Origin of the sequence: Propioniciclava sinopodophylli (assembly GCF_004324755.1) — a bacterium.
Taxonomy (GTDB): domain Bacteria; phylum Actinomycetota; class Actinomycetes; order Propionibacteriales; family Propionibacteriaceae; genus Propioniciclava; species Propioniciclava sinopodophylli.
Genome location: NZ_SDMQ01000003.1, coordinates 55,229 through 71,904, shown reverse-complemented (window position 1 = coordinate 71,904; position 16,676 = coordinate 55,229). Strand labels below are relative to the sequence as shown.

The window sequence follows — 16,676 nt, the reverse complement described above, 5'->3', positions numbered from 1 at the left end:
AGGCGTGTCGCACGGGTCAGTCGCCGGTGTCCCGGCTGACCCAGACGCCGGCGTCCTGCCACTGCTCCACCAGCGCCGCGGTGTTGGCGGGGGTGACCGCAGCCGTAAAGGCGAGCAGCACGGTGGTGTCGAAGCCGGCGGCCACGGCGTCCCGGGCGGTGGCGTTGACGCAGTGGTCGGTGGCGATGCCGACGACGTCCACCTGGTCCACGCCGCGCGCGGTGAGGAAGTCGGCCAGCGTGACCTCCTGCGCGTGGTCTCGGCCCTCGAAGCCGGAGTAGGCGGCCGAGTACTCGCCCTTGTCGAAGACGCCGTCGAAGGCCCGCTCGCCGAGGTCGGGATGGAAGTCGGCGCCCGGCGTCCCGACGACGCAGTGCGGGGGCCACGAGTCGACGTAGTCGGGGCTGTCGGAGAAGTGGGGGCCCGGGTCGATGTGGTGGTCGCGGGTGGCCACGACGACGTCGTACCCGTGGTCGCCGACCAGCAGGTCGTTGATGGACGCCGCCACCGCGGCCCCGCCGGCGACGGCGAGCGAGCCGCCCTCGCAGAAGTCGTTCTGGACGTCGACGACGATGAGCGCGCGCATCAGGCCTCCGGGGCGTAGGGGTTGAAGGTCTGGTCGCCCTCGGCATCGAGCATGATCGTGACGATGGCGGGGTAGCCCTTACTCATCTTGAACGCCGCGCTGGGCAACTCACCGCGCACGCGCTGGTGGCGCTCGCGGGCGTCCGACAGCGGCTCGCGCCCGACGATCTCGCCGCCGCGCACCAGTTCGACCAGCAGCGGGCGGTCGTTGGTGTCGCCCTCGGGCGGGGCGCCCACGCCGATGACCTCCGCCTCGGCGATGCCGTTGGCGTCCAGCCGGCGCAGAGCGAACTTGCGGCCGCCGACCGACCCCTTGTTGAGCGACTTCTTGGCGACGGGCTCGAGCGGGGCGGCCGGGTCCTCGGAGTCGGCGCGGGAGACGAGCTTGTAGACGAACCCGCAGGTCGGGGCGCCCGAGCCGGTGACCAGTTGCGTGCCCACGCCGTAGCCGTTGACCGGGGCGGCGCGCAGGGCGGCGATCTGGAACTCGTCCAGGTCGGAGGTGACGATGATGCGGGTGTTCACCGCGCCGAGGGAGTCGAGCAGCCTGCGGACATCCACGGCCTGGGTGAGCAGGTCGCCCGAGTCGAGGCGGACGGCGCCGAGGCGTCCGTTCGTCAGCTCGACGCCCTTCTTGACGGCCTCGATCACGTCGTAGGTGTCCACCAGCAGGGTGGTGTTGTTGCCAAGGGCCGCGAGCTGGGAGCGGAAGGCGTCCTCCTCGGTGTCGTGCAGGAGGGTGAAGCTGTGCGCGGCCGTGCCCGCGGTCGGGACGCCGAACGTCCGGCCGGCCTCGAGGTTGGAGGTGGACGCGAAGCCCGCGATGTAGGCGGCGCGCGCGGCGACGGCAGCGGACCACTCGTTCGTGCGGCGCGAGCCCATCTCGATGCAGGGGCGGTCGCCGGCCATCGCGGTCATGCGGGACGCGGCCGAGGCGACGGCGGAGTCGTAGTTGAAGATGCTGAGCAGGACCGTCTCCAGAACGACGGCCTCGGCGAACGTGCCCTCGACCACCATGATCGGCGAGCCCGGAAAGTAGATCTCGCCGTCGGGGTAGCCCCAGATGTCGCCGCTGAACCGGTAGGTCGACAGCCACTGCGCGACCTCGTCGTTGACGACCTTCGCCTCGCGCAGGAACGACACCGTCTCGTCGTCGAAGCGGAAGTTCTCGACGGCGTCGAGCGCGCGGCCCGTGCCGGCCACGACGCCGTACCGGCGGCCCTCGGGCAGGCGGCGGGGGAACAGCTCGAAGACCGAGCGGCGGAACGCCGTACCCGAGCCCATGGCGGCCTGCACCATGGTCAGCTCGTAGTGGTCGGTGAGCAGGGCTGTCGTCTCCAGCATGGTTTCAGACTAGTGACACAATGGACGCCATGTCCTCGCCCGTCGTGCCCATCCGGCCAGCGTCGGGCACCGCCGTGGCCGAACGCCCCGCCGACGAGGCGCTGGCGCTGACCCCCTGGGTCACCATCGTCTGGGACGACCCGGTCAACTTGATGAGCTACGTCACGCACGTGTTCGTCTCCTACTTCAAGTTCGACAGGGCCAAGGCGAACCGCCTGATGATGCAGGTGCACACCGAGGGCAAGGCCGTCGTCGCGTCCGGCACGCGCGAGGAGATGGAGCAGCACGTGAACGCGATGCACGGGTTCGGCCTGTGGGCCACCCTGGAGCGCGATTCGTGATCCCCTTCGTGCGTGAGGGCGACGACCTCGTCGCCGAGCTGGACGACTTCGAGGTGGCGCTGATCGCCTCGCTGGTCTCCCAGGTGGTCGAGCTCGTCGGGGGAGGAACACCCGACGCGCCGTCCGACCCCTTCGACAGGTGGGCCCGCGAGATGGGCGCGGGCCCCCGGCTGGACCGCTCCGACCCCGTCGTGGCCCGCCTGTTCCCGGACGCCTACGCCGACGAGACCGCCGCGGCCGAGCACCGGCGCTTCTCCGAGGAGGCCCTGCGCTGCGCGCGGGTCGCCGACTCCGACGTCGTGCTGGCCGGGCTGGATGCCACCCGCGAGGGCGCGGAGCCGCTCGTGGTGCACGCCGACGACGTCGAGGCGTGGCTGAAGACGCTCAACGGAGTCCGGCTGAGCCTGGCCGTCCGGCTGGGGATCGATTCGGAGGACGACCACGCCGAACTGGAGCGCCTGCCCGCCCGTGACCCGCGCACACAGCTGGTGGCCCTCTACGACTGGCTCGGCCTCGTGCTGGAGAGCCTGATCGAGGCCCTTCACGGCTGAGGGCAAGCCCTCGACGGAGAATTTCACGCGGGGCGCGTAACGAAAAGGGGCGTTACTACTGGACGTCGTACCCAAGTAAGCCTAACCTAACTGCGTGACCCCGACCACGCTGGACCGGGCCCCGCTGGGGGCCCCACTGCTGCTGACGGCGACGCATCCCGACGCGAACGTCGCGCGGCGCCTCGCGTCGCTCGGCCTGCGCCGCGGCGTCCGGGTCAGCCTCGTCCAGAAGCTGGCCGGCGGTGGCCGCATCCTGTCGGTCAACGGCGGCCGCATCGCCGTGGACGCCGGCGTCCTGGCGCACCTCATGGTGGAGGACGTCGCGTGAGCGCGCCCCAGTCCACGCGCCCGGTCCGGACCCTGCCGATCGCGCCGGCCCTGCCGACCGTCCGTGCAGCCTGCCACGGCCCGGTGGGGGAGGGCGCCGGGGCCGACGCCCCGATCATCGCCCTCGCGGGCGCCCCGAACGTGGGCAAGTCGACCCTGTTCAACGCCTTGACCGGCCTGCGCGCCACCACCGGGAACTGGCCCGGCACCACCGTCGACGTCGGGCGCGGTGCGTGGCGCTTCAAGCCCGACGGCAAGGTGTGTGCCTGCACGGAGTGCTCGGGCGACTGTGCGGTCAACCGCACCAGCGAGTTCACCCTCATCGACCTGCCCGGCGCCTACAGCCTCGACCCGCTCAGCCGCGACGAGGAACTCACCCGCACGCTGCTCGTGGACGCCCCCGTCGCCGAGCGTCCGGACGCCGTGGTCGTCGTCGCCGACGCCGCTCACCTGGCCCGTTCGCTCTACCTCGTCGCGCAGCTCCGCGAGACCACCCACCGGGTCGTGGTCGCCCTGACGATGAACGACGTCGCTCGCAAGGCCGACATCGAGGTCGACTCGTACGCGCTCGCGGAGGCCTTGGGCTGCCCGGTCGTCGTGCTCGACCCCCGCCGGCGCCAGGGGCTGGACAACCTCGCCCGAGTGGTCCGCGAGGCGCTGGCCCGCCCGACGCCCGCACCCCGGCTCACCGGCACGCCCGCGCTGGACGACCTGTCCCGCGACGACGAGCGGTTCGCCTGGGTGGAGTCAGCGGTGAGCGCCGGCACGACCGGCAGCGGCGCCGAGCGTGTCAGCACCTCCGACCGCATCGACCGCGTGGCGACGCACCCCGTCGCCGGGCCCCTGCTGTTCCTCGCGGTGATGTGGCTGGTCTTCCAGGTCACCACCACCGTGGCCGCGCCCCTGCAGGACTGGCTCGACGGCTTCTTCTCCGGCCCGGTCTCGGACGCCGCGTCCGCCGTCCTCGGGGCGATCGGCCTGGGCGGGACGTGGGTCGAAGGCCTGATCGTCGACGGCCTGGTCGCCGGCGTCGGCATGCTCCTGACGTTCGTGCCGCTGATGGCGCTCATGTTCGTGCTGCTGGCCCTGCTGGAGGATTCCGGCTACATGGCCCGCGCAGCCGTCGTGACCGACCGCCTCATGCGCACGATCGGCCTGCCCGGCAAGGCGTTCCTGCCGCTCGTGGTGGGCTTCGGCTGCAACGTGCCGGCGATCGCCGCGACCCGCATCCTGGGTGACGCGCGTCAGCGCGTGCTGGTGTCGCTGCTGGTGCCGTTCACCTCCTGCACCGCCCGGCTCACCGTCTACGTGATGCTCGGTACGATCTTCTTCGAGCGCGCCGCCGGTACGGCCGTGTTCGTGATGTACCTGGCCTCGATCTTCGCGGTCGTCGGCGTCGGACTGGTCCTGCGCCGGACCCTCTGGCGCACCATGGGCGCCGAGCCCCTCGTGATCGACCTCCCGCCCTATCAGGCCCCCACCGCGCGCCTGACCGCGGCCGTCTCCTGGACGCGCCTGCAGGGCTTCCTGCGCACGGCGTCCGGGATCATCGTCGTCACGGTGTGCGCGGTCTGGCTGCTGCAGGCGATCCCGACCAAGCCGGGCTACGGGTTCGGCGACGTGCCGGTCCGCGACTCCGCCTACGGCGTGGCGGCCCAGACGATCGCCCCCGTGTTCGCTCCGGCAGGCTTCGCGCAGTGGCAGACGGCGTCCGCGCTCGTGGTGGGCTTCGTCGCCAAGGAGGCCGTGATCAGCTCGTGGGCCCAGACGTACGCGGTCGAGGAGCCCGAGGAAGGTGCCGAGGACCTCGGCGACTTCGGCGACCAGGTGGCCGCGGCGTTCGAGAGCTCCTCGGGCGGCCACCCGCTGCCAGCGGTCTGGGCGTTTCTGTGGTTCCTCATGGCCTACACCCCCTGCGTGGCCACGCTCGCCGCCCAGCGCCGCGAGGTCGGCCTGAAGTGGGCCGTGTTCGGCGTCGCGATCGGCCTCGTGGTGGCCTGGGTCGGCGCCGTGGCGATCTTCCAGGTCGGGCGGTTGTTCTGGTGAGCGGACCCATGTCTGCTGTGCTGGACGCCTACCGCGCCGGAGCCGTGACCCACGCGGAGGCGTCCAGGGTCACCGGGCTGTCGCTCGATATGGTGTCGGCTGCCGTCGACCACCTCGTGCGACTGGGGCTCCTCGAACGCAATGTCGCGACGTTCGGCTGCCCCTCGGCCGGGTGCGGGTCGTGCGCGCTGGCGTGCACGGCGTCCGACCAACGGCGGGAGTAGGCTCGGCGCTCGTGAGTGGCATCGACCGGCCGATCGGCATCTTCGACTCCGGTTTCGGGGGGCTGACGGTCGCGCGCGCCGTGACCGACCAGCTGCCGAACGAGGACATCATCTACTTGGGCGACACCGCCCGCGCGCCGTACGGGCCCAAGTCGCTGCCCGAGGTGCGCGAGTACGCCCTCGAATGCCTCGACCACCTGGTCGGGCTGGGCGTGAAGGCCCTCGTCATCGCCTGCAACTCGGCGAGCTCGGCGGTGCTGCGCGACGCCCGCGAGCGCTACGACGTGCCGGTGATCGACGTGATCCTGCCGGCCGCCAAGCGCGCGGTGCGGGCCACCCGCAACGGGCGGGTCGGCGTGATCTGCACGGTCGCCACCGCCAACGCACTGAGCTACGACGACGCCCTGACCGCGGTGCCGGACGTCTCCTTGACCACGGCGCCGTGCCCGCTGTTCGTCGAGTACGTCGAGCGGGGGATCACCGGCGGCCCTGAGCTGCTCGACATCACCCGCCAGTACGTGGCCCCGCTGCAGTTCGCCGACGTCGACACCCTCATCCTGGGCTGCACCCATTACCCGTTGCTCGCCGGCCTGATCAGCTACGTGCTGGGGGACCGCGTCACCCTGGTCAGCAGCGCCGACGAGTGCGCCCGCGAGACCTACCAGACCCTCACCGACCTCGACCTGGTGCACGACCTGCCGCGCACGGCGTCCCGGCAGTTCCTGACCACCGGCGACCCCGCCCAGTTCGAGGGGATCGGTGCCCGCCTGATGGGCGGCGACTTCGTCGCGGGCGTCCGGCAGGTCTTCACGATCGCCCGGTGACCCGCGCGGGCTTGCCCGCGCGACAGGACCCGCCCACGACGCGCACCTGGGTTGACGGGGCGGCTGACTTGGTGCCCATAATGGTCAGACCAAAACCCGCAGCGGAGCGGGTGGCGAATGGAGTTCCCCATGAGCACGGCGCTGACGACCGACCTTCGACTCCGACTGGGCGACGACCAGGTGGCCGACCGCCCCCTCGACCTGGCCAGGATGGCGCACGACGCCTCCCACTACCTGTTGCAGCCCCGCGTGGTCGTCACCGCGCGCGACGGCGGCGACGTGGCCGAGGCGGTTCGCCTCGCGGCGCGGCACGGCGTCCCCGTCACGTTCCGCTCCGGCGGCACCTCCCTGTCGGGGCAGGCCCAGACCGACGGCGTCCTCATCGACACCCGGCGCGGCTTCCGCGGCGTCGAGGTGCTGGACGCCGGCGCGCGCGTCCGCTGCCAACCGGGGGCGACCGTGCGGGCGGTCAACGCTGCCCTCGCGCCGTACGGCCGGGCGCTGGGCCCCGACCCCGCCTCAGAAGTCGCCTGCACGATCGGCGGCGTGGTGGCCAACAACTCCTCGGGCATGTCGTGCGGCACGACCGCCAACACCTACCGCACCCTTGCCGGTCTCGAGGTCGTCCTGCTGTCGGGCACCCGGATCGACACCGCTGCCCCCGACGCCGACGAGCGGCTGCGCGCCGCCGAGCCGGAGTTGTTCGAGGGCCTGCAGCGGCTGCGCGACCGCGTGCGCGGCAACCCCGACTCGGTGCGACGCATCACCCACCAGTTCTCGATGAAGAACACCATGGGCTACGGCGTGAACGCCTTCCTCGACTTCGACACCCCCGCCGAGATCCTGGCCCACCTCATGGTCGGCTCCGAGGGAACGCTCGGGTTCATCCTGTCGGCGACCTTCAACACCGTGCCCAACTACGCCCACCTGGCCACCACGCTGCTGGTGTTCGACCGGATCGACCACGCCACAGCCGCCCTGCCCGGCCTGGTCGCCGCCGGGGCGGCCACCGCCGAACTCATGGACGCGGCGTCACTGCGCGTGGCGCAGAGCCTCGCCACCGTCGTCCCGGCCCTGGTGGGGCTCGACGTGGCCGAGCACACCGCACTGCTGGTCGAGGCCCGCTCCGAGGAGCCCGCGGAACTCGCCGGCACCGTGGCCGGACTGTCCCGCATCGTGGCCGGCCTCGGCGGCCTCACCCCGCTCCCGAAGCCGTACGCGTTCTCCACCGACGCGACCGAGCGCGCCCAGGCGTGGGTCGTCCGCAAGGGCCTCTACACGGCGGTCGCGGGCGCACGGCCACCCGGCTCGACGGCGCTGCTCGAGGACGTCGTCGTCCCCATGCCCGCCCTCACCGGCACGGTGGGGGAGATCCAGGCCCTGTGCGTACGCCACGGCTACGACGACGCGGTGATCTTCGGCCACGCCAAGGACGCCAACCTGCACTTCATGATCAACCCCGACCTGCGCGACCCCGCGCAGGTCGAGACCTACGTCCGCTTCAGCGACGAACTGGTCGACCTCGTCCTGGCCGCCGATGGCTCGCTGAAGGCCGAGCACGGCACCGGCCGCATCATGGCCCCCTTCGTCGAGCGCCAGTTCGGCGCGGAGCTCTACCGCGTGATGCGCGAGCTCAAGGCGCTGTTCGACCCGGAGGGGGTGCTCAACCCCGGCGTCATCATCACCGAGGACGCCCAACTCCACCTGCGTGACCTCAAGCTGCCCGAGCTGGTTGACGAGGCCGTGGACCGGTGCGTCGAGTGCGGCTACTGCGAGCCCGTCTGCCCCTCGCGCGACCTCACCACCACACCGCGCCAACGCATCGCGTTGATGCGCGAGATGGCCGCCGCCGACCCCGGGCGACGCGCTGCTATCGAGGCCGACTTCGGCTACGACGCGGTCGAGACCTGCGCCGCCGACTCGCTGTGCCTGCTCAACTGTCCGGTCTCCATCGACACCGGCAAGGTCATGAAGGGCTTCCGCAAGGAGGCGCAGACGCCGGTCTCCCAGAAGGTGGCCCTCACGCTGGCCAACAACTGGGCCACCACCGTGAAGGGCCTGCGTCTCGGCATGGGGGCGGCCTCGGTGATCCCGGCGCCGGTGCTCTCGGCAGTCACAGACGTCGCCCGCCGCGTGCTGCCCACCGACCTGATCCCGCGCGTCGGCGACGACCTGCCCGGCCCGGGCGCGCCGCGCCGATCACCGGAGCGCTCGGCCCCGGGCGAGGTCGTGCTGTTCGCCTCCTGCCTCAATGAGATCTTCGGCCCTGCTGACCCCCCGCCCCAGGGCTCCCGGATGGGCGCCTGGCGCGCCTTCCTGGCCCTGTGCGACCGCGCGGGGGTGGGCGTCCACGTGCCGGAGGACATCGCGGGCCTGTGCTGTGGGACCGTGTGGCGCTCCAAGGGCCTGACCGACGGGTTGGCGGCCATGGCGCAGCGCACGGCGTCGGCCCTGCTGCGCGCCACGCGCGAGGGTGAGGTGCCGGTGGTGACCGATGCGAGCTCGTGCACCCACGGGCTGCACGAGGTGGCGTCCGACCTCGAGAAGGTCGGTCTCCACGAGCTGGCGCAGCGGTTCAGCACGGTGCGCATCGTCGACTCGGTGGCCTACGCCGCGGAACACCTGCTGCCGCACCTGACGGTGCGCAGCCGCATTCCCTCGGCCGTGCTGCACCCGACCTGCTCCGACCGGCATGCGGGGGACCTGCCGCACTTGCTGGCGGTGGCGCGGGCCTGCGCCGAGGACGTGGTCGTGCCGGGGGCGGCCGGGTGCTGCGGCTTCGCCGGAGACCGGGGGATGCTGCATCCCGAGCTCACGGCGTCCGCCTCGCACCTGGAGGCCGCGGAGGTGGGGGAGCGGCGCTACGACGCGTACCTGTCCAGCAACCGCACGTGCGAGCTGGGCATGTCGCGGGCGACGGGGCGAACCTACCGCCACGCCCTGGAGCTGCTCGCGGAGCTGACCGGCTAGGGGCGCCTGTCCGCAGGCGCTCACGGCGGCCGCACGCGTACGGACCGAGTCCCTCGGCGCTCAACCCCAGGGCCGCGGGTATGGCATCAGGGCATCGCCCCGTTCATCGGCAGGATCGAGTACGCGTGCCGGATGTGGTGCTCCATCAGGTCGGCGGCCGCGTCGGGGTCGCCGGCCTGGATCGCGGCGAAGATCCGGCGGTGCTGCTCGTTGAGCCCGTCGCGGAAGCCCGGCCAGTCCGCCATGCGGGCGGACGCCCTCGCGATCGGTTGCAGCAGGGCCTCGCGCACAGCCCGGGTCAGGTCGCTGATCAGGGTGTTCTCGCTGACCTCGGCGATCAGGACGTGGAAGCCGGTGTCGAGCGGGCTGAACTCCGCGATGGACTCGGCCGCCTCCATGGCCTCCACGACCTCCGCCAGTCGGGCCAGCGCGTCCGCGGTGGCGTGCGTCGAGGCGAGCGCAGCGGATCCCCGCTCCAGGGACACCCGGGCCTCGACGACGTCGTCGACCGGATACTTGCCCAGCGAGACGTGCAGCTTCAGCAGGCGGGTCAGCGCCCTGCTCTGATCGCTGGTGACGCGCGTGCCGGAGGCCGGCCCCGCACCCACGGCGGAGTCAAGGACGCCCTGGGACTCCAGCGCCCGGATGGCCTCGCGAACCGAAGAGCGTCCGATGCCCAGTTGGGTGGCCAACTCCCGCTCCGGGGGCAGGATCGACCCGACCTCGTAGCGGCCGCTCAGGATGCCCTCCTCGATGTGGTCGAGGGCCAGCTCGTAGGCTTTCACCCGCCTCCCGCCTCCCGCCTCCCTGTTGGCTCGGTTCCATTCTGCCGCAACGGCGTGGGCGCGGCATATTGGTCCGACCGTCACAATCACGGATTGATAACGGCGCGCTCCGGGGCTTGCGTCCCGCGTACTTGGTCTGTCCATACTGACGTATGGTCAGACCAATGGCGGTCGGCCGCTGAACACGCAAAGGTGCCCATGTTCCAACCCGAGATCGCCCCGCTTGGCAGCCTGTGGCTGTCCGCCCTGGTGGGCTTGCTGCCGCTCCTGACAATCTTCGTCCTCCTCGGCTGGCTGCGCTGGAAGGCTCACGCCGCCGGGCTCGTCGCCCTGCTGGTCGCCCTGCTGGTGGCCATCTTCGCGTTCAAGATGCCCGCCGGGCTCGCCCTGCTCGCCGCCACCGAGGGCGCGACGTTCGGCATCTTCCCGATCACCTGGATCGTGCTGTGCGCCGTCTGGCTCTACGAGATCACCGTCGTCAGCGGCCGGTTCGAGGACCTGCGCGGCACTTTCAACCTGATCTCCGACGACCCGCGCATCCTGGCCGTCCTGATCGCCTTCTGCTTCGGCGGCCTGCTGGAGGCCCTCGCCGGCTTCGGCGCGCCCGTCGCCATCACCGGCGTCATGCTGATGGCCGTCGGCTTCCCACCGCTGCGCGCCGCTACGACCGTGCTGCTGGCCAACACCGCGCCGGTCGCGTTCGGCGCCATCGCCATCCCGATCATCACCGCCGGCAACCTGACTGGCATCGACTACCACTCCATCGGCGCCTACGTCGGTCACCAGACCCCGGTCATGGCCTGGGCCGTGCCGCTGCTGCTGGTCCTCGTGGCCGATGGCGTCCGCGGTCTGAAGGAGACTTGGCCGGTCCTGCTCGCCGTGGGCCTGTCCTTCGCCGTGCTGCAGTGGATCAGCTCGACCTGGATCTCGGTCGAGCTCACCGACGTCATCGCCTCCCTGGGTGCCCTCGCGGTCGGCGTCCTGGCGCTGCGCGTGTTCAAGCCCAAGGGCACCGAGGCCGCCAAGGAGCGCCTCTTGGCAACCCGCGAGGCCGAGACCGCCGCCGGCTACGTCTCAACCCTGGACCTGAGCCACCACGAGGCCGTGGTGCGGCGCCCGGACCGCAAGGCGATCGGCATGGCGTTGTTCCCTTACCTGCTGGTCATCGTGGTGTTCACCATCGCCAAGCTGGTGCCGGTGGCGTCCACGTTCCTGGCCTCGACCGACCTGAAGATCCAGTGGCCCGGCCTGTACGGCAACGTGCTCAACGCGGCCGGCAAGCCGAACTCCTCGACGATCTACAACTTCCAGTGGCTGAGCTCGCCGGGCACGCTGCTGCTGCTGTCGGGCATCGTGGTCGCGCTGGTCTACCGCGTGCCGATGCTGGAAGCCGCCAAGACCTTCGGGCGCATGGTGCACAAGCTGCGCTGGACCTTCCTCACCATCGCCTCGGTGCTCGCCCTGGCCTACGTGATGAACCTGTCGGGCCAGACGATCACCGTCGGCACCTGGATCGCCTCGGTTGGCGCGATCTTCGCCTTCCTCAGCCCGACGCTGGGCTGGATCGGCACCGCCGTCACCGGCTCGGACACCTCGGCCAACGCCCTGTTCGCCACCCTGCAGCAGACCGCCGCCACCAACGCGGGCATCGACCCGACGCTGCTGGTGGCCGCCAACACCTCCGGTGGTGTGGTCGGCAAGATGATCAGCCCGCAGAACCTCGCCATCGCCGCGACCGCGGTCGGCCTGGTCGGCAAGGAGTCCGACATCTTCCGCACCGCGATCCGCTGGAGCCTGGGCCTGCTGCTGGTCCTGTGCATCCTCGTCGGGCTGCAATCCACCCCCGTCCTGAGCTGGATGCTCCCCTGAGGAAAGGAAGCCCGAACATGGCTGGCCCCACCGTCGCGCTCTTCGCCACCTGCGTGAACGACACGATGTTCCCCGGCACGCCGGACGCCGTCCGCCGCCTCCTGGAACGTCTCGGTTGCACCGTGGTCTTCCCCCGCCAGCAGACCTGCTGCGGGCAGATGTTCACCAACACCGGCTACTTCGACGAGGCTGTGCCGAGTGTGCGCACATTCGTCGAGGCATTCGACACGTTCGACTACGTGGTCGGGCCCTCCGGGTCGTGCGTCGGCGCGGTGCGCCACCAGCATCCGATGCTGGCCCGGCACGCCGGGGACGCCGGCCTGGAACGGGCGGTGGGGGAGCTGACGCCACGGGTCTATGACCTGAGCGAGTTCATCGTCGACGTGCTCGGTACCGTCGACGTGGGGGCGTGGTTCCCGCACCCGGTCACCTACCACCCGACCTGCCACTCGCTGCGGGTCGCGAAGGTGGGGGACCGGCCCCTGCGCCTGCTCCGGGCCGTCGAGGGGATCGAACTGCGTGAGCTGCCCGACGCCGAGCAGTGCTGCGGCTTCGGCGGCACGTTCTCGCTGAAGAACCCCGACGTGTCGATCGCCATGGCCACCGACAAGGCCGACCACGTGGTCTCGACCGGTGCGGAGTTCGTCGTCGCCGGCGACAACGCCTGCCTGCTCAACATCGGTGGGGTTCTCGGACGCCGCGGCGACCGGGCCCGCACCATCCACCTGGCCGACGTGCTCGTCAGCACGCGCGAACAGCCGACCACGGCATCCGCCACGACCGCGGGGAGGGCCCGATGACCACCACCAACCTCGGCATGCCGACCCGGGTGCGCCTCACCCCGGCCCCGCCCGAGGGAGCGCTCATCGACAGCCCGCCGTTCCCGCAGGCCGCGATCCGCGAGCTGGGCAAGGACACCCAGCGGGCCAACCTGCGCCACGCCACCCACACCATCCGCACGAAGCGGCAGCGCGTGGTGGCCGAGCTCGACCACTGGCAGGACCTCCGTTCGGCCGGCGAGGCCGTCAAGAACCGCGTGGCCCGCCACCTCGACACCTGGCTGGTCCAGCTCGAGGAGAACCTCACCAGGGCCGGCTCGACCGTGCACTGGGCGCGCGACGCGGAGGAGGCCAACCGCATCATCATCGATCTCATCCGGGCCACCGGCTCCGACGAGGTCGTCAAGGTCAAGTCGATGGCCACCCAGGAGATCGACCTCAACGAGGCTCTGGAGGGGGCCGGGATCGCGGCCTGGGAGACCGACCTGGCCGAACTCATCGTGCAACTGGGCCACGACCGGCCCAGCCACATCCTGGTGCCTGCCATCCACCGCAACCGCACCGAGGTGCGCGACATCTTCCTCGAGGAGATGGGCCGCTATGGCACCCCGCCCCCCGAGGGCCTCGACGACGACCCCGGGCGCCTCGCCAACGCGGCCCGCACCCACCTGCGCGACAAGTTCCTGCGCGCGAGGGTTGCCGTGTCAGGGGCCAACTTCGCCGTGGCCGAGACCGGTTCGCTGGTCGTGGTGGAGTCCGAGGGCAACGGGCGGATGTGCCTGACCCTGCCGCAGACCCTGATCTCGGTGGTCGGCATCGAGAAGGTCGTGCCGACCTTCGCCGACCTGGAGGTGTTCCTGCAGTTGCTGCCGCGCAGCTCGACCGCCGAGCGGATGAACCCCTACACCACGATCTGGACCGGCCCGACCCCCGGGGACGGCACTCAGGACGTGCACGTCGTGCTCGTCGACAACGGCCGCACCCGCGCCCTGGCCGACCCCAGCGGGCGTGCCGCGCTGCGGTGCATCCGCTGCTCGGCGTGCCTCAACATCTGCCCCGTCTTCGAGAAGGTGGGCGGCCACGCCTACGGCTCGGTCTACCCCGGTCCCATCGGCGCGATCCTCAACCCGCAGCTGCGCGGGGTTGAGTCGGCGGTCGACCGGTCCCTGCCGTTCGCCTCCACCTTGTGCGGCGCGTGCGACGACGTGTGCCCGGTGAAGATCCCGATCTCCGACATTCTGGTCCAGCAGCGGCACCGCATCGTCGAGGCCAAGAAGGCCGAGGCTGGTCGCAAGCCGCACCTGGAGTCGGTCCTGATGAAGGGCGGCGGCTGGCTGATGGGCGATGCCCGACGCCTCGCCCTGATGCAGCGGGCGGCGAACGTCTTCGGCCTCGTCGGCGGCAGGGCCATCGGTCATATCGGCAACTGGCCCGTCCCGGGGCTCTCCCGCTGGCTGCGTGCCCGCAACGTCCCGATGCCACCCACGGCGTCCTTCCGCGCCCAGTTCGACAAGACGTCCGACAAGACGAGAGGTGGGCAGCGATGAGCACCGCCCGTGACGAGATCCTCGGCCGCATCCGCACCGCACTGCGCGACGTGACCGAAACCGACCCGGCCCGTGACGTGCCGGTCGCTTGGCAGTACGGCCGCGCCACCGACATCGCCGACGTGCTCGGCCTGTTCGTCGAGCGCGTCGAGGACTACCGCGCGGTCGTCGAGCGCGTGCCCGTGGCCGACGTCCCGGAGGCCGTCGTGCGGCACCTGCGCGACACCGGCGCCACGACCGTCGTCCTCCCCGTGGGCATCGAGGCCGCGTGGCGGGCCGCCGTCGAGGCGTCCGGCCTGGAGGTGCTGTCCGACGAACCTGCCCTGTCCCACGACGAGCTCAACCGGGTCGACGCGGTGGTGACCGCCGCGGCGGTCGGGATCGCCGAGACCGGCACGTTCGTGCTCGACCACCGGCCCGACCAGGGACGCCGCGCGCTCACCCTGGTGCCTGACCGGCACGTGTGCGTGGTGCGGGCCGATCAGGTCGTCACCGATGTGCCCGAGGCCGTGGGGCGCCTGGCGGCGTCGGTCGCCGAGGGCCTGCCGCTCACCTGGGTGTCGGGCCCGAGCGCGACCAGCGACATCGAGCTCAACCGTGTGGAGGGCGTTCACGGCCCCCGGACGCTGCACGTCCTCGTCGCCGTGTAAACGTGGTGCAACAACCGGCGGGGCGGTCGGAATCCTGACATCGTGGGGAGCAGATTCCCCGATCCGAAGGAGCAGCCATGGTCGACCTGACCGTCCAGCCGTTCAACCTGGACGCCGACGCGATCGCCTGGGTGGAGGACACCGTGGCGAACATGACCGACGAGGAGAAGGTCGGCCAGCTCTTCGTCAACATGGGCAGTTCGCGCGACGAGGGGTACCTCACCGAGATGGTGCAGAAGTACCACATCGCCGCCGTGCGCTACCAGCCCGGCCCCGCCGCCGAGATCTGGGACCAGAACCACATCCTGCAGACCAAGTCGAAGATCCCGATGCTGATTGCGGCCAACACCGAGGCCGGCGGCAACGGAGCCGCGCCCGAGGGCACCTACGTCGGCTGGGAGATCAAGGTCGCCGCCACCGGCGACAAGAAGTACGCCTACGAGCTCGGCCGCATCTCGGGCATCGAGGCGGCCGCTATCGGCTGCAACTGGAGCTTCGCCCCGATCGTCGACATCTACCGCAACTGGCGCAACCCCATCGTGAGCGTGCGCACGTGGTCGGCCGACCCCGACCAGACCCTCGAGCTGAGCCTCGAGTACATGCGCGGGATCATGGAGTCCAACATCATGCCGGCCGCCAAGCACTGGCCCGGCGACGGCATCGACGAGCGCGACCAACACCTGAGCTCGGCGCCCAACTGGTACTCGATGGAGGAGTGGGATGCCACCTTCGGCAAGGTCTACTCCGGGCTCATCGAGGCGGGCCTGCCGTCCATCATGGCCGGGCACATCGCCCTGCCCAGCTATCAGAAGCACTTCGCGCCCGACTCCAACGAGTTCACCCCGGCGACGCTGAGCAAGGAGATCACCACCGACCTGCTGCGCGGCAAGCTCGGCTTCAACGGTGTGGTGGTGACCGACGCCTCGCACATGGTCGGCATGACCGCCTTTGCCAAGCGCCGCGACATCCTGCCGATGGCGATCATGGCCGGTTGCGACCTGTTCTTGTTCTTCAACGACCCCGACGAGGATTTCGGCTGGATGATGGACGCCTTGCGTGACGGCCGCCTCACGCGCGAGCGCCTCGACGAGGCCATCACCCGCACCCTCGGCCTGAAGGCGAAGATCGGGCTGCACAAGATCGCCGACAAGGCCGACATCCTGCCCCCCAAGGAGGAGGCGATGGCCAAGATCGGGCTGCCCGAGCACCTCGCCATCGCGCGTGAGATCTCCGACAAGGCCGTCACGCTGGTCAAGAACACCGACGACGGCGTGCTGCCCATCAGCCCCGAGAAGCACAAGCGCGTCTGGATCATCCCGGTGATGGGCCCGAAGAACCCCATGTGGCACAGCAAGGGACCCGGCGGCGCCCAGATCCTGGCCGACCTCATGCGCGAGCGCGGCTACGACGTCGACCTGTACGTGTCCCTGACCGACAAACTCGAGGGCCTGCCGCCGGAGGAGGCCGCGAAGGTCGTCCTGGCTGCCTACGCCGGCAAGGCACCGATCTCGGCGATCACCGACAACTACGACCTCGTCATATCGGTCGCCCAGGTCAACGGCCTCATGCAGCCCACGGAGCGCGTCTACTGGCCGGCCTCGAAGGGCACCCCTGACATCCCGTGGTACGTCCACGAGATCCCGACGGTGTTTGTGTCGGTGGCCTGCCCGTACCACCTGGCCGACGTTCCGCAGGTGAAGACGTTCGTCAACGCCTACGACCACCAGCCGCATACGGTCGAGGCGGTGCTCGACAAGCTGGAGGGCAAGAGCGAGTTCCAGGGCACGGCGTCCACCGACGTGTTCTGCGGCTTGGCCGACACCCACATGTGACG

Annotated in this window: 15 protein-coding genes; 12 read left to right on the top strand and 3 right to left on the bottom strand. The window is 70.9% G+C overall.

Annotation, left to right across the window (positions count from 1 at the left end):
* Nucleotides 1-16: 16 nt before the first annotated feature.
* Complete coding sequence (locus ET989_RS04310) at nt 17-586, bottom strand: isochorismatase family protein (RefSeq protein WP_131167330.1); 570 nt, start codon at nt 584-586, stop codon at nt 17-19.
* Entirely contained in the window at nt 586-1,929 is a 1,344-nt protein-coding gene (locus ET989_RS04305) for a nicotinate phosphoribosyltransferase (RefSeq protein ID WP_131167329.1), read from the bottom strand. Before ET989_RS04305 ends, ET989_RS04310 begins: the two co-directional genes overlap by 1 nt.
* Nucleotides 1,930-1,958: 29 nt before the next feature.
* Between ET989_RS04305 and clpS the strand changes: the two genes are divergently transcribed.
* The 7 genes from clpS to ET989_RS04270 all read left to right on the top strand — a co-directional run bounded on the left by clpS (nt 1,959) and on the right by ET989_RS04270 (nt 9,212).
* On the top strand, nt 1,959-2,270 hold the full coding sequence (gene clpS / locus ET989_RS04300; RefSeq protein ID WP_131167328.1) for an ATP-dependent Clp protease adapter ClpS: 312 nt from the start codon (nt 1,959-1,961) through the stop codon (nt 2,268-2,270).
* Nucleotides 2,267-2,821, top strand: a complete 555-nt coding sequence (locus tag ET989_RS04295; protein WP_165490027.1) for a DUF2017 domain-containing protein — start codon at nt 2,267-2,269, stop codon at nt 2,819-2,821. The genes clpS and ET989_RS04295 overlap by 4 nt, the downstream gene beginning before the upstream one ends.
* A gap of 94 nt (nt 2,822-2,915) precedes the next feature.
* Complete coding sequence (locus ET989_RS04290; protein ID WP_206662222.1) at nt 2,916-3,149, top strand: FeoA family protein; 234 nt, start codon at nt 2,916-2,918, stop codon at nt 3,147-3,149.
* Nucleotides 3,146-5,194 (top strand): ferrous iron transport protein B, encoded by a 2,049-nt coding sequence (gene feoB, locus ET989_RS04285; RefSeq protein WP_241656207.1) that lies wholly within the window; start codon nt 3,146-3,148, stop codon nt 5,192-5,194. Before ET989_RS04290 ends, feoB begins: the two co-directional genes overlap by 4 nt.
* The gene (locus ET989_RS04280) at nt 5,191-5,418 is read left to right on the top strand and encodes a MarR family transcriptional regulator (protein ID WP_131167326.1); all 228 of its coding nucleotides are present in this window, start codon (nt 5,191-5,193) and stop codon (nt 5,416-5,418) included. The genes feoB and ET989_RS04280 overlap by 4 nt, the downstream gene beginning before the upstream one ends.
* Nucleotides 5,419-5,429: 11 nt before the next feature.
* Nucleotides 5,430-6,242, top strand: coding sequence for a glutamate racemase (gene murI, locus ET989_RS04275; protein ID WP_131167325.1), 813 nt, complete (start codon nt 5,430-5,432; stop codon nt 6,240-6,242).
* A gap of 129 nt (nt 6,243-6,371) precedes the next feature.
* The gene (locus ET989_RS04270; protein WP_131167324.1) at nt 6,372-9,212 is read left to right on the top strand and encodes an FAD-binding and (Fe-S)-binding domain-containing protein; all 2,841 of its coding nucleotides are present in this window, start codon (nt 6,372-6,374) and stop codon (nt 9,210-9,212) included.
* A gap of 86 nt (nt 9,213-9,298) precedes the next feature.
* Here ET989_RS04270 and ET989_RS04265 read toward each other — a convergent pair whose 3' ends face one another.
* A complete protein-coding gene (locus tag ET989_RS04265; protein WP_206662220.1) occupies nt 9,299-9,997 on the bottom strand; it encodes a FadR/GntR family transcriptional regulator in 699 nt (232 codons plus the stop codon).
* A 198-nt stretch (nt 9,998-10,195) separates the two neighbouring features.
* On the opposite strand from ET989_RS04265, the gene ET989_RS04260 reads away from it, so the two are divergent.
* The 5 genes from ET989_RS04260 to ET989_RS04240 all read left to right on the top strand — a co-directional run bounded on the left by ET989_RS04260 (nt 10,196) and on the right by ET989_RS04240 (nt 16,674).
* A complete protein-coding gene (locus tag ET989_RS04260) occupies nt 10,196-11,866 on the top strand; it encodes an L-lactate permease (RefSeq protein WP_131167322.1) in 1,671 nt (556 codons plus the stop codon).
* Nucleotides 11,867-11,883: 17 nt separating this feature from the next.
* Nucleotides 11,884-12,666: a (Fe-S)-binding protein gene (locus ET989_RS04255; RefSeq protein WP_131167321.1), complete on the top strand. Its 783-nt coding sequence runs from the start codon at nt 11,884-11,886 to the stop codon at nt 12,664-12,666.
* A complete protein-coding gene (locus ET989_RS04250; RefSeq protein WP_131167320.1) occupies nt 12,663-14,192 on the top strand; it encodes a LutB/LldF family L-lactate oxidation iron-sulfur protein in 1,530 nt (509 codons plus the stop codon). The genes ET989_RS04255 and ET989_RS04250 overlap by 4 nt, the downstream gene beginning before the upstream one ends.
* The gene (locus ET989_RS04245) at nt 14,189-14,842 is read left to right on the top strand and encodes a LutC/YkgG family protein (RefSeq protein ID WP_131167319.1); all 654 of its coding nucleotides are present in this window, start codon (nt 14,189-14,191) and stop codon (nt 14,840-14,842) included. Before ET989_RS04250 ends, ET989_RS04245 begins: the two co-directional genes overlap by 4 nt.
* Nucleotides 14,843-14,919: 77 nt before the next feature.
* Nucleotides 14,920-16,674, top strand: a complete 1,755-nt coding sequence (locus tag ET989_RS04240; RefSeq protein WP_131167318.1) for a glycoside hydrolase family 3 protein — start codon at nt 14,920-14,922, stop codon at nt 16,672-16,674.
* The last annotated feature ends 2 nt before the right edge of the window (nt 16,675-16,676 follow it).

What these genes read in the sequence shown, in the direction of transcription:
- ET989_RS04305 (WP_131167329.1), bottom strand. Translation starts at nt 1,929, where the DNA reads ATGCTGGAGACGACAGCCCTGCTCACCGACCACTACGAGCTGACCATG.
- ET989_RS04250 (WP_131167320.1), top strand. Translation starts at nt 12,663, where the DNA reads ATGACCACCACCAACCTCGGCATGCCGACCCGGGTGCGCCTCACCCCG.
- ET989_RS04255 (WP_131167321.1), top strand. Translation starts at nt 11,884, where the DNA reads ATGGCTGGCCCCACCGTCGCGCTCTTCGCCACCTGCGTGAACGACACG.
- ET989_RS04310 (WP_131167330.1), bottom strand. Translation starts at nt 586, where the DNA reads ATGCGCGCGCTCATCGTCGTCGACGTCCAGAACGACTTCTGCGAGGGC.
- ET989_RS04270 (WP_131167324.1), top strand. Translation starts at nt 6,372, where the DNA reads ATGAGCACGGCGCTGACGACCGACCTTCGACTCCGACTGGGCGACGAC.
- ET989_RS04240 (WP_131167318.1), top strand. Translation starts at nt 14,920, where the DNA reads ATGGTCGACCTGACCGTCCAGCCGTTCAACCTGGACGCCGACGCGATC.
- clpS (WP_131167328.1), top strand. Translation starts at nt 1,959, where the DNA reads ATGTCCTCGCCCGTCGTGCCCATCCGGCCAGCGTCGGGCACCGCCGTG.
- ET989_RS04245 (WP_131167319.1), top strand. Translation starts at nt 14,189, where the DNA reads ATGAGCACCGCCCGTGACGAGATCCTCGGCCGCATCCGCACCGCACTG.
- ET989_RS04260 (WP_131167322.1), top strand. Translation starts at nt 10,196, where the DNA reads ATGTTCCAACCCGAGATCGCCCCGCTTGGCAGCCTGTGGCTGTCCGCC.